Genomic DNA, 13647 nt, shown 5'->3' with positions numbered 1-13647 from the left:
GCATAAGTCGCTTGGCGCGTGATTGAGAAGTGTTAATGCGCGTTTATTCCGGCCTTCGAGCCATTATTGCGTGCCAAAAAGCAGGGTGATGACGGGGGTCAAAGCGGGTACTGGCTGTACCGCACCAAGCTAAGGCGAAATCAACTGGACGCCGGGCATGCGCGAGATTTCCAGAACGTCTTCTTCGTAGATATCGGTCAGCTCGCCAACCAACGCGTCCGTCCATCCCGGCAGGTCCAGTTCCTCGACGATTTCATCTTCCAAAGCGAATTTGTCCAGAAACGCGGATATCACCCGACGGCGCTGGACCTCGGTCATCGCAGGATGCGATGTCAGATAGGTTTCAAAACGTGCCATGCCTTGCGGGCTGATGATGTCGGACAACAGGTCATAGGCGCCCTCGATTTCTGAAAAGGGCTCCATACCGGCCATATCCCTGACGATCTGGGACCAGATCATCGGCGTATCCTCGTTGCACCAGACGGTGACAGATATTCCGGGGTTTGCTTCCTTTATGTCGCGGATCGTATTGGACCAGCGCAGTTCGCGCGGGTCCGCGCCGTCAAGAAAATCGTGCAGTTCGTCCTTGGGGGATTCCTTGTAGATCGCTGGCAAAAAGCTTCCCGGATCGCGCAGCCCCATGAACATTTCAACCTCGTCATCGGGAAAAAGCTGCTGAAAGTGCGACATGCGTTCGGCTGCGGTCGGATATATTTTCCCGCGCCGTACCGCCGCTCTGGGCGCGCCGAAAAAATTTGTGTTGGACAGGATCACGCGGTCGGCGGTTTCTTCATCCAGTATGGCATCCAGCAACACTTCGCGGGCATCGGGGTCTGCCGCTGACTTGCGCATCGCAATCAGCGTCTGACGCAGTAATTTTCGGTATTTTCCCGGTCCGGGCACCGCAACGCCCAAATCCGAAAAAGCCTGTTTGTTCTTCAACAGGCACTTCATCAACCGCTCTTCGTCTGTGTAGTGCGCGCCAGTGTGAACGATAACCTGCATGACACTCCGCAGAAGTTTGAGATGACTGGCGGCAAGTATATCGGGTTTGCGGGCGAACGGAACCGGTTTTGCATCTGAAGGGTGCGGGGCAGGGGATCGGCCAGCGCATCAGCCCTTATCAACTCCATTGACTCGTGATGATAGTTGTTTCATTCTCGTATTGTCTGTTTCACACAGCGAAACAGCATTCACAATGGGAGAGGAGGCCCGGGATGAAACATCTATTCCTGACAACGACATTGATCCTTGGAGTGCCGTTATCTGCAGCGGCTCAGGATGTTACGATCAAGATGGGCCACGCGGCTTCGTCACAGCATGTTTTCCACGAAGGACTCGAGATTTTTGCGGCCAAGGTGGCGGACAAGACAGGCGGCTCTGTCGCGGTCGAGGTTTTCGGTGATCGCCAACTTGGGGATGACAAGCAATTGCTTGAAGGCTTGCAAATCGGCCTGATCGATGGCGCGCTGGTGTCTACGGCCACCTTGCCGCTGGTGCTGGAACTGGGCGGGTTCGATGCGCTGCAACTGCCATTCGTAACATCCAGCTACCAACAGATGTCTGATGTGCTGACCTCTGATCTGGGTGCCGAGCTGCTGGCGACGCTGGACGACAAGTCGATCAAGGGCGTGGGTTTTATCGAAGCAGGTCAGCGGCATTTTCTTGCCAAGGGCGACGCAGTGATGTCGGCCGATGATTTTGCGGGTTTGAAAACGCGCATCGTGCCAATCCCGTTGCACAAGGCCACGTGGGAAGCCATCGGCGTGAACCCTATCGGCATGGCCTATGGCGAGGTTTATTCCGGTCTGGAAACGGGAACCATCGATGCGGTTGAAATCAACCTTTCCTCGATCCGGTCCGAAAGCCTGTTTGATGCGGCGAAACAGGTCACGTTGACAGGCCACTATTTTTGGCCGGGCGCGATTATGCTGTCGGCCAATGTCTGGGACGGCCTGACAGACGATCAAAAGGCAGCGATAGAAGAGGCCGGGCGTGAAACAACTGCGCAAGCCTATGCTTTGTCCGCAAGCCAGGAGGCGGATACAACCGCGTTTCTTGAGGATAACGGTGTGACGATAAATGAAATGTCTGATCTGGACGCGATGAAGGCCAAGACATCGTCTGTTGTCGAAACCTGGACCGCCAAGGACCCGCTGGTTGCCCGCATCGTTGACGCGCTGAAATCAGGGAGCTGACGGATGGCGGTCAATGTCTATCGCTGGAGCGAACTGCCAAAGGAATCCGTGCGCCAAGGCGTTTCGCGCACGGCCTTTCGCGGCGATGGTGCGATTATGGTGATGAACTGGCTTGAGCCGGGAATGGAGAAAAAGCCCCATTCCCATCCGTTTGAACAGCTTGCCTATATCCTGTCGGGCCGCGTGCGTTTTGAGATCGGCGATGATGTGGTCGAGGCGGGCGCGGGTGATGTGCTGCGTATCCCGCCCGATGTGGTGCATTGCGGAGAGGCGCTGGGCGATGAAGTTGCGGTGAACCTTGATGTATTCGCGCCGCCGCGCAAAGATTATCTGCATCTTACCGAATATCAGGAAGCCGACTTTACCTGAAACGTGTGGTCCGGTGTTCGTGCCGGGCCACATGCAAATCATAACAGGCACCAAAAGGATAAGTGGGCGTGATCTGCTTTGATCGCGACACCCGTCAAGACAGGTGCGTTCGAGTGTTAGGAACGTTTCGAACATGCAAAGACTGATCCGATCCGTGCTAAGTGGCCTGCTGATCACATTGATCGGAGCGCTACTAGTGCTGATGACTGCACAGATCGTAATGCGCTACGGCTTTAATTCTTCGCTTTTGTGGGCAGAAGAGATGTGCCGCTACATGCTGATCTGGCTGGCGTTTTTGGGTGTTGCGATGTCCTATGAACGCGGTGAAGTCGCGGCACTAACGTTTGTCTCCAACGCCTTGTCACGGCGCCCGGCCCTTTTGCTGGCGATGTTCACCTTTGCGCTGTCGCTCGCGGCATGTCTGCTGCTTGTCTGTTACGGATGGCGCTTTGCCGATCTTGCGGGTGGTTCCCGTATTCCGGCGATGCGGTTCATTCTTGACGATTTGTTCGGTGCAGATGCGCCGCAAGCCCCGACGATTTTCTGGATTTACATCGCGCTGCCATTCGGTATGGCGCTGGTCGCGCTGCGACTGGCGGCCGACATTGTTCTTTGCGCACGCGCCCTTGCACACGGCGAAACGCTGGGTGATGCGCTTGACCGTCGTATGGGGGCCACACCACAATGACCCTTTATCTTTTCGCCTTTGTTGTCTGTCTGGTGATCGGTGTGCCGATTGCCTTTGCGCTGTGCATTGCGTCCATTACCTATCTGATGGTTTTTGACCAATGGCACCTTATGATCGGTTTTCCGCAGAAAATGATCGCGGGCATCGATAATTTCGTGCTGCTGACAATCCCGTTTTTCATTCTGGCGGGCAATCTGATGAATTCTGCCGATTTGACCCGTCAGATCGTGCGCTTTGCCCAGATGCTGGTGGGGCGGGTGCGAGGCGGGTTGGCGGTGGTGAACGTGCTGTCTTCGATGATGTTTTCCGGCGTGTCCGGCGCTGCGACAGCAGAGGCGTCCGCGATCGGGTCGGTGATGATCCCTGCCATGCGCCGCGATGGGTATCGCGCCGAATACGCGGCCGCGCTTACGGCTGCCGGATCGATCCTTGGTCCGATGGTGCCGCCTTCGCTGGCTTTGATCCTTTATGGTGTGCTGACCAGTACGTCGATCTCCAGCTTGTTTCTGGCGGGGATTTTTCCGGCGTTTGTTCTGTGCGGGCTTCTGGTTCTGTATACGGTCTGGCGCGCGCGGGTCGAAGAGCACCCGATGCCGGACCCTGTCGCCAGTCATGAACGCATTGGCCTGACCATTCGCGCGCTCCCGGCTTTGCTGCTGCCCGTGATCATCGTCGGCGGGATCAAATCGGGTGTGTTCACACCTACCGAGGCAGCGGCGATTGCGGCGCTCTATGCACTGCTGATCGGCGTCTTTCTTTACCGCACATTGTCCGGCGCGAAAATTGCGCGGGCTTTTTATGACACTGCAACCATGACCGCAGGCGTCATGCTGATCGTTGCGGTCGCGTCGATGACCTCGTTCATTCTGGGTATCGAGAACATTCCACGCGCCATTGCCCAGGGAATGCTGGAAATCAGCGACAGGCCTTGGGTTCTGATCCTTTTGCTGAACCTTGTCTTGCTGATCCTCGGGCTGTTTCTTGAACCGCTTGCGGCACTTGTTCTTGCGATGCCTATCCTGAACGAGATATTCCCGCTTCTTGCGATCGATCCTGTGCAGTTCGGCATCATGGTGGTGCTGAACCTGATGATCGGGATGATCACGCCACCGGTCGGGTTGTGCCTGTTCATCGTGGCGGCAATCAGCAAGGAACCGTTGGAAAAGGTGGCGATGGCGATCTTGCCGATGATTGGCCTTGCTTTGATTGTGCTGCTTTTGGTCGCTTTCGTGCCGGCCCTCACTTTGTCGCTGCCAACATGGCTGGGAGGCTGAATATGATCGATAGCAAGAACTCGAACACGACGAACCAGTCCACGGTCGCGGCCTTTGCGATACTGGAGGAAATGGCGCAGCATTCCGAAGATTCCCGCGTGACAGATATCGCTGCGGCGCTGGGTATGCCGCGCACACGTGTCTTTCGCTATCTTCAGACGCTTGTTCAACTGGGATATGTCCGTCAGGATCCGGCAACCGACCGTTATCGGTTGACGCTTAAACTGTTTCATCTTGGGCAGGCCATCGCTGACGGTACGCAATTGACCAGCGTGGCACGGCCCGTCATGGCGGCTTTGCGCGATGCGGTGGGGCAGACGGTTACTTTGTCGATCCCGGAACAAGACGGGATGCGTGTGATTGATATTGTACGGGTGGAAACGCCTGTGCAGATCGTTACCAAACCCGGCGCGCTTTTGTCGTTGCATGCCTCTGCCCAGGGCAAGATCGCACTGGCATGGGGCGATCCGATGTATCGCGCGCGTATTCAGGCCGCGTTTGCCGCTGATGAAGTCGCATTGCAGGGACGTGACATGATCTGGCTGGATGCCGAGATTGCCCATGCCCGCAAGACCTGTTGGGCTGTGGCACCCGAAGAAACACTGCCCGGGGTCAACGCCATTTCCGCCCCGATTTTCGACAAGGACGGACATCTGGCCGCCACGATCACCATCGTCGGGTCGGTTCTTCACATCGCCCCCGACCCGTCCGAGCATTACATTGCGTCGGTCTTGGGCGCTGCGCGCGAAATCTCGACCGATCTTGGACTAATGGAGTATCCGGTATGACGCGACATTCACTTGCCATCGATATCGGAGGCACATTTACCGATGCTGTTATGTTGTCGTCAGACGGGGAAAGCTATGTTGATAAAACTCTGACAACGCATGACAATCTTCTGGAAGGGTTCTTTCGCGGGGTCGAACTGGTAACGTCCAGGGCCGGTATCGCGCCCAGGGATGTGGACGATGTCGTGGTTCATGCCACCACGGTCGTAACCAATGCCCTGATCGAGAGGAAAGGCCCGCCTGTGGCTCTGTTGCTGACCGAAGGGTTTCGCGATGTGCTCTATATCCGCGAAGAGCACCGCTATGACATGTACGATCCGCAAATCGAGTTCGCCGAACCGCTGATTCCGGCCGAACGGACTTTTACGCTGAAAGAACGCACATATGCGGATGGTAGCATCGAAACCCCGGTGAATGCCGATGCCGTGCGCGACGTGATCGAACAATGCCGCGCCAAGGGTATCGTTTCAGTAGCGGTCTGCTTTCTGAACAGCTACCGGAACGGCGCGAACGAGGAAGAGGTGCGACGTATCTTTGCCGAGGAAGCGCCAGATATCTATGTCTCGCTCTCGTCCGTGATCGCGCCGCAAATGCGCGAGTATCTGCGCGCCTCTACGGTGGCGATCAATGCCTACACGGTGCCGATTACCCGCCCCTACCTGTTGGCGCTGGTGCAGGAACTGGAACAGCGCGGCTTCCGGCAACAACCCCTTATCATGCTGTCAAACGGGGGCGTGATCGGTGCCGACCGTGCCAGCACAATGCCCGTGCGGATGATTGAAAGCGGCCCTGCCGCCGGGGCGCTGGTGGCATGCTATTTCAGCCGCATTTTCGATATTCCAGACCTGATATCGTTCGATATGGGCGGGACGACGGCCAAGGCCTGCATCGTACAGGGGCACGAACCGTTGGTAACCGGCACATTCGAGGTGGACAGACGGTACCGGTTCAAGCCCGGGTCGGGCATGCCGATCACCGTACCATCGATCGACATGATCGAAATCGGTGCCGGCGGCGGTTCGATCGCATCGGTGGATGATCTGGGCCTGTTGCGTGTCGGGCCGCAAAGTGCGGGTTCGATGCCCGGCCCGGCCTGTTATGGTCGTGGCGGACAGGATGCCTGCGTTACCGATGCCGATCTGGTTCTGGGCATACTGAACGCGGATCGCTTTCTTGGGGGCGACATGCAGTTGGATCTTGCCGCATCGCAGGCGGCGTTCGATCGGTTGGGGGATGCGCTGAACCTGCCACGAAATCAGGCCGCATGGGGCGTCTTCGAAGTGGTGTGCGAACAGATGGCGGCTGCCACGCGAACCCACGCCACGGAACGGGGTATCGATTATCGCGGCTTGCCTTTGCTGGCGTTTGGCGGCGCGGGGCCTGTCCATGCCTGCATGGTTGCGGAACTTACGGAAAGCACCAAGGTCATCTACCCGCCGCTTGCGTCTGTCCTGTCCGCATTCGGCACGTTGGTGACGCCGGTTCAGATTGATCTTGTCCGCTCCAACGTGACCACGCTTGATACGCTGGACTGGGATAGTGTGGGTGGCGTTCTGGACAGCATGACAGACGAAGGAACTGCCGCATTGACCGAGGCCGGGATGCAGCGCGACGAGATCACGTTCGGGTTTTCGGTTGAAATGCGATATCTTGGCCAGCAATCCGAAGTGCGTATCGCCCTGCAAGACGACCCGCGCCGAGCCCGTGACACCGTTGCGATCAAGGCCCTGTTCGAGGCGGAATATCTGCGGCAATACGGTTTGAAACTGGACGGTATGAAGATTGAGATCGTCAGTTGGCTGGTCACTGCTTCGGGTATCCAGCCAGACCGCAGCGCAAAGAAACAGGCGCATGCGGAGATTGGTCAGGGCGTGGAAACACGGCCGGTGCACCTGCGCGACGGCATTCGCGATGTTGCGGTGTGGCAACGCGCTACGATCACGGCGGACGACCTGATCACTGGTCCCGTCATCATCGAAGAACGCGAAACGACGATCTTTGTACTGGAAGGCTGGGATGTGAGCCTGCATTCCAGCGGCAGCCTTGTGGCACGCAAAACAGGAGAGAAATGATGGACGGGGTAGAACTTCAGATCCTGTGGAGCAACTTGATCGGTATTGTCAGCGAGCAGGCGCGCGCGCTGCAACGTATCGCCTTCAGCCCCATCGTGCGCGAAGCGGGCGATCTGGCAAACGGGCTTTTTGACGAACAGGCGCGGATGGTGGCGCAGGCCGTAACTGGGACGCCGGGACACATCAATTCGCTTGCTGCGGCTGCGGGCAACCTGCTGAAGAGCTATGATCCCAAGGATTTGAAACCCGGAGATGTGCTGATCACCAATGATCCGTGGATGTCGGCTGGACACTTCTTTGACATCACCGTCTTGTCACCGATTTTCCGCGCAGGGCGGATCATCGGGTATGCCGGATCGACCATTCACCATTCTGATATCGGCGGCTATGGCATCGGGTCGGGTGCGCGCGACATCCACGAAGAAGGTTTGTGGATACCGACAATGAAACTGTATGACGAGGGCCGCCCGAACGAAACACTGTTCGCGATTATCAAGCGCAACGTGCGCACGCCGGATGCGCTGATGGGCGATCTGGGGGCGCAGGTGTCATCCGGCATTATCGCATCAGAGCGGTTGAATGCCCTGTGCGACCGCTACAAGCTTGACGATATTTCGACGCTGTCCCAGGAAATCATCACCCGGTCCGAAGTGGCCACCCGCGATGCCATCCGGAAACTGGCGGGTGGCACCTATCACGGGTCGTCCAGATTTGACGTGCCGGGTGGTGAAGTGATCGAATTGAAAACCGCTGTCACAATAGACGCAGAGAAAGGCGAGATCGAAGTCGACTTTGAAGGCTCCAGCGGGCCCAGTCCGATGGGCATCAACGTGGTCCCGGCTTACACGCACGCCTATGCAACCTTTGCAGTACGCTCGACCCTTAACCCTGACCTGCCCAACAATGCCGGATCGCTGTCACCGATCAAGCTCAAGCTGCCCGAAAGCTGCGTGGTGAACGCGAAGTACCCGTCGCCGGTCAATGCCCGGCATGTTGTTGGCATGTATGTCCCGTTTCCGATCCTCAAGGCGCTAGCGCAGGTTGTCCCGGATGCGGTTCTGGCCGAAGGGTCTGGTGCTGTCTGGACGGTTCAAATTCAGGGGCGCGATGCGGAAGGCAAGCCGTTCACGTCTTCGATGTTCAACTATTCCGGCGGCATGGGCGCGCGCGCGACCAAGCCGGGTATTTCGGCGGTCTGCTATCCGACGGGCGTGTCCGCAGTTCCGGTAGAGGTTCTGGAAGCATCCTATCCCATTGCGTTTACCTGCAAAGAGCTGGAGCATGGCACAGGTGGTGCGGGCCGGCAGCCAGGGGGTGACGGTCAAAGGATCGGCTATAGAATGCGTACGGACCAGCCATGGCTTTTGAATACGATCCCATCGCGGCTGACTGCCGGACCAGAAGGCCTGAACGGCGGCGGTGATGGCAAGGCCGGTCAGTTCATGATCAATGGTGAACCCGTGACAGATACGCGCAAACGCGAAATGCGCCGGGATGACGAAGTGATGATGGTGACGCCGGGTGGCGGCGGTTACGGAGCTGCTTGATGGATATGCGTGCCAGTTTTGCGCGGGATCTGCGGGCGCGCAAGATCATCGCGGGGACGTTCATCAAGTCGAACGATCCCGCAGTGGTCGAGATTTTGGGTCATGCCGGGTTCGATTTCGCCATTCTGGACGCGGAACACGCCGCTTTTGATCGCGCCGATGTGGCGCTTATGGCGCTGGCTGCGCGCGCTGCCCGTCTGCCTTTGATGGTGCGCATTCCGGAAGCGACCGGCGCTTGGATCGCAACGGTTCTGGATGCAGGCTGTGCCGGCGTGATGGTGCCGCAGGTCAAAAATGCGGCTTCTGCGCGCGACCTTGTAGGATTGATGCGATACGGGCCGGACGGCATGGGGTTTTCACCATCCACGCCCGGTGCCGAATACGGAACGCGGGGCATTGCGCTACATCTGGAACGGCAGCCCGAAGAAACCGTTCTGATATGCCAGATCGAAGAACCCGGCGCCGTCGAGGAAGCAGGGAAAATCGCTGCGGTCAGCGGTGTGGACGGGGTGCTTGTGGGGCCGGTGGACCTTGCCGTGTCAATCGGATCACATGATCCCGCATCGGACGCGGTTACAGGGCTGTGCCGGCAGGCCATCAGCGCCGGTGTTGCTGCACAAAAGGCTGCGGGGCTGTTTCTGACCGATCTTTCCAAACGTGCGGATTGGCAGAATTCAGGCGCGACCGTGTTCGTTCTGGGAAGTGATCAGGCCTATCTGATGCGCGCTGCGAAAGCTGCGCTGGACGCGTTCAAAAGCGGGTAACGGGCGGGCCGATCGGCTAGTCTTCGGGCAACAGGCCGGAATTGATCTCCTTGATCAGCCAGTTTTCGAACTCCTTGACCAGTCGATCGTTGCCGCCCTGCGCACATGTCATCATCCAGTAGCCGCGATTGGAACTGACGGTGCTGCCCGGCAGGACGCGCAATGCGCCGCTGGCAATGTGATCCTGCGCACTGAACGTGCTGACCAGAGCAAGGTTTGGGCTGCGCAAGATCATTTCCACGGCAAGGTGTTCCGCACTGACGCGGGCACCGCGGCTCAGGTCTAGCCCGACCAGCCCCTGCTGGACACACCATTGGCGCCAACTGAATTCACCTGATTGCGGTCCGTTGCGATGTGCAATGTGAAGCAGATCTGCCTTGGCAAGATCGTCAAGTGATGGCGCAGTTCCGGAAAATATCGGATGATCCGCCCGCCCCAGAACGCCACAGGTATCTTCGAATAGCAGTGTCCACTGCCCTGTTTCGGGGCGCTTGTCGGAATGTACGATCACCACGTCCGCATCATCCTGTTCTTTCGGACTATGGGACGGTTCAATGTGCAGATCGATTTCGGGATGTCTCGTGCCAAATTGCATGACCCGGGCGCTCAGCCACAAAACGGCAAAGGAGTAGGCGGCGCTGATCCGCAATGTACCGGTCATCGAGGACCGCAGCAGCCTGTCTGCTTGCCGGATGCGTGTGAACGCATCGCCCAAGCCATCAATGATTTCGGACCCCAGAACCGTGGGGCGGAAAATGCCGGCCTGTCGGTACACCAGATCCCTGCCTGCGGCCGCTTCCAGGTCCTTCAGGCGGTGACTGATTGCGGCGGGTGTCACGTGCAGTTCCCGCGCAGCAGCCGACAGGGTTCCGTGGCGGACAACGGCTTCGAATGCGCGCAGGGCGGTCATGGACGGAGCATTGGGAATTGGCGCTATCCTTTTACCTCAGGTAAAAACGAAGTGTCGCAATTGTCAATTTCGGAATCGCGGCAACGGGGTCACAATTTGATGATGAACATCGCGCTTGATCCCGAAACGACAGCTGCAACCCTGAAGCAGGGAAGGCATGATCTTTACCGTGCGCGTCAGGATCACGTGCGCGCGGGAATGCGCGCACAGGATGTTGCCGTCATGGTGATCTGCGATGCCAATCATATCCGGTACATGACCGGATCCAGCAATATGATGCTATGGGGATTGCGATCGCCATCGCGGTATTTGCTGGCGTTCGCCGACGGCCCGGTGATCCTCTACGATTCTCCCGGCGCGGCGCATCTGGCGGCGGGATTGCCCACAATAACCGAAGTGCGCGCGGCACAGGGGCTGGATTATATCGGATCCGGAGGAGATATCGCGGCGGCTGCTGATCGGTTCGCGGATGAAATTCTGGGTGTCATTCTTGGTGTCGATCCGGAAATCGACAGGGTACACATTGATCGGCTGCCATGGCAGGCGGTGGACGCGGTGCGCGCCCGCGGCTTGCACGTGGCCGATGCGTTAGAGCCATTGTGCCTGACGCGCGCGATCAAGCTGGATATCGAACTGCCCTATATCCAAGAGGCAATGCGGCGTGTCGAAACAGGCGTTGCGCGGCTTGAGTCCAAAGCAGAGCCGGGTATGAGCGAAACCGAAACCTGAGCGGAATTTCACTACACGCTGATGGCCAAGGAAGGCCAGTACGTCTCGACGCGTTTGTTCCAGTCCGGCCCCAATACCTACCCCTATTTTCAAGAGGCAGGCGGGCGCCTGCTGGAACGGGGGGATCTGCTGTGTCTGGATACCGATGCGCTGGGGTTTGAAAACTATGCCGTGGATTTTTCGCGCACGTTTCTGTGCGGTGAGGGCAAGGCCAGCGATGATCAACGACTGCTCTATTCCCGCGCCCGCGAACAGCTTGAACACAATGCCGAACTGCTGGGGCCGGATGTCGAGTTTCGCGCGCTTGCGGAAAAGGCCTGGGTGATCCCGCAAGAGCATCAGGCCAGCCGTTACTATTGTATCGGCCACGGTCTGGGGCTTGCGGGCGAATGGCCCAATATTCCCCATCACGATCCTGACGGCGGCGAATACCCGCTGGATGGTATGCTGAAACCGGGCATGATCATTTGCCTGGAAAGCTATATCGGCTGGGACCGAAGCCATGAAGGCGTCAAGCTGGAAGATCAGTTTCTGATCACACAGACCGGTGCCGAACGTATGTCCAATTACCCATTCGATGACCGCCTGCAAGGGCGCATGATTTAACTCGCAACCAACCAAAACAGGGAAATGGAAATGAAACAGGAAAGACTCTCGAAACTCAGGAATATGGCCAGATCCGTCAAAGCCGGCCAGTTGGACCGCCGCGAATTCATGACACTGGCCAGCATCTGGGGCGTCGGCGCGGCCGCCGCATCCGGTATGTTGGGCATGACACTGGCAACCCCGGCACGTGCACAGGACGCAAAGCGCGGCGGCGTGCTGCGGATCGGTCAGCAAATTCTGGATATCAACGATCCACGAACCTATGACTGGCCACAAAAGTCCAATGTCGCGCGCCAGTTCTGCGAACCGTTGGTAAGGTGGGAAGCAGACGGGTCGTTTTCTCCTTCGCTGCTGACTGCCTGGGAAGTCAGTGATGATGCGTTGACCTACACGTTGCAGGTGCGTCAGGACGCAACCTGGAACAATGGCGATGCGTTCACGGCAGATGATGTTGTTTTCAACATTCGCCGAATGGCGGATGCCACGGTCGAGGGCAACTCAATGGCGGCTCGTCTGGGCGCCTTGCGAGATGGCGATGCAACCGAGGCGGCGGCGGGTGCCGTTGAAAAGGTGGACGATTTCACTGTCCGTCTGAACCTGTTCCGCCCTGATATTTCGTTGATCCCGTCCTTTGGGGATTATCCGGCGCTGTGTGTGCACCAATCATTTGCGGGCCAGTTGCAGGACGCGCCAATCGGAACCGGCGCCTTTGAACTGGTCGAATTCAATGTCGGTGGCTCTGCCATTTTGAAACGCCGTGAAAACGGGTCGTGGTGGGGTGGCGAAGCCTATCTTGACGGGCTGGAATTCATTGATCTGGGCAATGATGATGCGGCGTTTATCGCAGCGTTTGATGATGGCGCCATCGACATGAACGATGAAACGCAAAGCAATTCCGAAGAAGCGTTCAACGCACTGGGCCTGGAGCGGGGCGTGGCTTTGACTGCAACAACCGCTGTGGCGCGCATGAACACGCAACAGCCGCCGTTCGACAATCAGATGCTGCGCAATGCCGTGCAATTGGCTGTCGACAACTCGGTCGCGCTTGAACTGGCGATTGCCGGTCTGGGATCGGTTGCAGACAACCACCATGTTGCGCCGGTGCACCCGGAATATGCCAATGTACCACGCGCGCCCCATGATCCGGCCAAGGCCAAGGCCATGCTGGATGAAAGCGGGCACAGCGCAACGGAAATTGAACTGAATTCAATCGATGATGGCGAATTGAAAGATTTTGCCGATACGGTTGCCGCCCAACTGCGCGATGCAGGGTTCAACATCAAACGCCGCGTTCTGCCGGGTGCGACGTTCTGGAACGACTGGACCCAATACCCGTTCTCCACAACGTCATGGGGCGGACGCCCGCTGGGCGTCCAAGTCTATGCACTGGCCTATAAATCGGGCGAAGCGTGGAACGAAAGCGCCCATTCCAACCCGGAATTCGACGCAAAACTTGACGAAGCACTGGGTGTCTTTGACCCGGAACAGCGCCGTCCGTTGATGGCTGAACTGGAAAAAATGTTGCAGGACAGCGGCGTGATTGTGCAGGCCTATTGGCGCGAACTTGCGATGCATCATACCGCAGCACTCAAGGGGTATACCCGCCACCCGCTGCGCGAAATGCACCTTGAAAAGGTCTGGCTGGACATCTGATCCGGCTTTGTGCCGCCATATGCTGAATATGGCGGCACATATTTGACGC

Annotated in this window: 13 protein-coding genes; 11 read left to right on the top strand and 2 right to left on the bottom strand. The window is 57.9% G+C overall.

Going from position 1 to position 13647, the window contains the following annotated elements; genetic code table 11:
- Positions 1-129: 129 nt before the first annotated feature.
- Positions 130-1005 (bottom strand): hypothetical protein, encoded by an 876-nt coding sequence (locus tag C1J05_RS17495; RefSeq protein ID WP_114871371.1) that lies wholly within the window; start codon positions 1003-1005, stop codon positions 130-132.
- 212 nt (positions 1006-1217) lie between these two features.
- Here C1J05_RS17495 and C1J05_RS17490 point away from each other — a divergent pair, with 212 nt between their 5' ends.
- The 8 genes from C1J05_RS17490 to C1J05_RS17455 all read left to right on the top strand — a co-directional run bounded on the left by C1J05_RS17490 (position 1218) and on the right by C1J05_RS17455 (position 9700).
- Entirely contained in the window at positions 1218-2198 is a 981-nt protein-coding gene (locus tag C1J05_RS17490) for a TRAP transporter substrate-binding protein (RefSeq protein WP_162798126.1), read from the top strand.
- Between the two features lie 3 nt (positions 2199-2201).
- A complete protein-coding gene (locus C1J05_RS17485; protein WP_114871369.1) occupies positions 2202-2567 on the top strand; it encodes a cupin domain-containing protein in 366 nt (121 codons plus the stop codon).
- Positions 2568-2700: 133 nt separating this feature from the next.
- Positions 2701-3255 carry a TRAP transporter small permease gene (locus tag C1J05_RS17480; RefSeq protein ID WP_114871368.1) on the top strand — a complete coding sequence of 185 codons (555 nt, stop codon included), beginning with the start codon at positions 2701-2703 and terminating at the stop codon, positions 3253-3255.
- The gene (locus C1J05_RS17475; protein ID WP_114871367.1) at positions 3252-4529 is read left to right on the top strand and encodes a TRAP transporter large permease; all 1278 of its coding nucleotides are present in this window, start codon (positions 3252-3254) and stop codon (positions 4527-4529) included. The genes C1J05_RS17480 and C1J05_RS17475 overlap by 4 nt, the downstream gene beginning before the upstream one ends.
- Before the next feature lie 2 nt (positions 4530-4531).
- Positions 4532-5317: an IclR family transcriptional regulator gene (locus C1J05_RS17470; RefSeq protein ID WP_162798125.1), complete on the top strand. Its 786-nt coding sequence runs from the start codon at positions 4532-4534 to the stop codon at positions 5315-5317.
- Entirely contained in the window at positions 5314-7389 is a 2076-nt protein-coding gene (locus tag C1J05_RS17465) for a hydantoinase/oxoprolinase family protein (RefSeq protein ID WP_114871365.1), read from the top strand. The genes C1J05_RS17470 and C1J05_RS17465 overlap by 4 nt, the downstream gene beginning before the upstream one ends.
- Positions 7386-8936, top strand: coding sequence for a hydantoinase B/oxoprolinase family protein (locus C1J05_RS17460; protein ID WP_205388987.1), 1551 nt, complete (start codon positions 7386-7388; stop codon positions 8934-8936). Before C1J05_RS17465 ends, C1J05_RS17460 begins: the two co-directional genes overlap by 4 nt.
- Entirely contained in the window at positions 8936-9700 is a 765-nt protein-coding gene (locus C1J05_RS17455) for an HpcH/HpaI aldolase family protein (protein ID WP_114871364.1), read from the top strand. The genes C1J05_RS17460 and C1J05_RS17455 overlap by 1 nt, the downstream gene beginning before the upstream one ends.
- 16 nt (positions 9701-9716) lie before the next feature.
- Here the strand turns inward: C1J05_RS17455 and C1J05_RS17450 are convergent, their stop codons facing one another.
- The gene (locus tag C1J05_RS17450) at positions 9717-10610 is read right to left on the bottom strand and encodes a LysR substrate-binding domain-containing protein (RefSeq protein ID WP_114871363.1); all 894 of its coding nucleotides are present in this window, start codon (positions 10608-10610) and stop codon (positions 9717-9719) included.
- A gap of 99 nt (positions 10611-10709) precedes the next feature.
- On the opposite strand from C1J05_RS17450, the gene C1J05_RS17445 reads away from it, so the two are divergent.
- Genes C1J05_RS17445 through C1J05_RS17435 form a run of 3 tightly spaced genes read left to right on the top strand, consistent with a single transcriptional unit; the run spans position 10710 to position 13598 of the window.
- Positions 10710-11339, top strand: a complete 630-nt coding sequence (locus tag C1J05_RS17445) for an aminopeptidase P family N-terminal domain-containing protein (RefSeq protein WP_114871362.1) — start codon at positions 10710-10712, stop codon at positions 11337-11339.
- A 21-nt stretch (positions 11340-11360) separates the two neighbouring features.
- Positions 11361-11945: a M24 family metallopeptidase gene (locus C1J05_RS17440; protein WP_114871361.1), complete on the top strand. Its 585-nt coding sequence runs from the start codon at positions 11361-11363 to the stop codon at positions 11943-11945.
- A 30-nt stretch (positions 11946-11975) separates the two neighbouring features.
- Positions 11976-13598: an ABC transporter substrate-binding protein gene (locus C1J05_RS17435; RefSeq protein ID WP_254684640.1), complete on the top strand. Its 1623-nt coding sequence runs from the start codon at positions 11976-11978 to the stop codon at positions 13596-13598.
- Positions 13599-13647: the final 49 nt, after the last annotated feature.

Origin of the sequence: Sulfitobacter sp. JL08 (genome assembly GCF_003352045.1) — a bacterium.
GTDB lineage: Bacteria > Pseudomonadota > Alphaproteobacteria > Rhodobacterales > Rhodobacteraceae > JL08.
The sequence above is the reverse complement of the archived record's forward strand: the minus strand, read 5'-3'. Positions and strand labels throughout refer to the sequence as shown.

Coding starts and splice junctions, on each gene's coding strand:
- C1J05_RS17495 (WP_114871371.1), bottom strand. CDS start 1,005: ATGCAGGTTATCGTTCACACTGGCGCGCACTACACAGACGAAGAGCGG.
- C1J05_RS17490 (WP_162798126.1), top strand. CDS start 1,218: ATGAAACATCTATTCCTGACAACGACATTGATCCTTGGAGTGCCGTTA.
- C1J05_RS17485 (WP_114871369.1), top strand. CDS start 2,202: ATGGCGGTCAATGTCTATCGCTGGAGCGAACTGCCAAAGGAATCCGTG.
- C1J05_RS17480 (WP_114871368.1), top strand. CDS start 2,701: ATGCAAAGACTGATCCGATCCGTGCTAAGTGGCCTGCTGATCACATTG.
- C1J05_RS17475 (WP_114871367.1), top strand. CDS start 3,252: ATGACCCTTTATCTTTTCGCCTTTGTTGTCTGTCTGGTGATCGGTGTG.
- C1J05_RS17470 (WP_162798125.1), top strand. CDS start 4,532: ATGATCGATAGCAAGAACTCGAACACGACGAACCAGTCCACGGTCGCG.
- C1J05_RS17465 (WP_114871365.1), top strand. CDS start 5,314: ATGACGCGACATTCACTTGCCATCGATATCGGAGGCACATTTACCGAT.
- C1J05_RS17460 (WP_205388987.1), top strand. CDS start 7,386: ATGATGGACGGGGTAGAACTTCAGATCCTGTGGAGCAACTTGATCGGT.
- C1J05_RS17455 (WP_114871364.1), top strand. CDS start 8,936: ATGGATATGCGTGCCAGTTTTGCGCGGGATCTGCGGGCGCGCAAGATC.
- C1J05_RS17450 (WP_114871363.1), bottom strand. CDS start 10,610: ATGACCGCCCTGCGCGCATTCGAAGCCGTTGTCCGCCACGGAACCCTG.
- C1J05_RS17445 (WP_114871362.1), top strand. CDS start 10,710: ATGATGAACATCGCGCTTGATCCCGAAACGACAGCTGCAACCCTGAAG.
- C1J05_RS17440 (WP_114871361.1), top strand. CDS start 11,361: ATGGCCAAGGAAGGCCAGTACGTCTCGACGCGTTTGTTCCAGTCCGGC.
- C1J05_RS17435 (WP_254684640.1), top strand. CDS start 11,976: ATGAAACAGGAAAGACTCTCGAAACTCAGGAATATGGCCAGATCCGTC.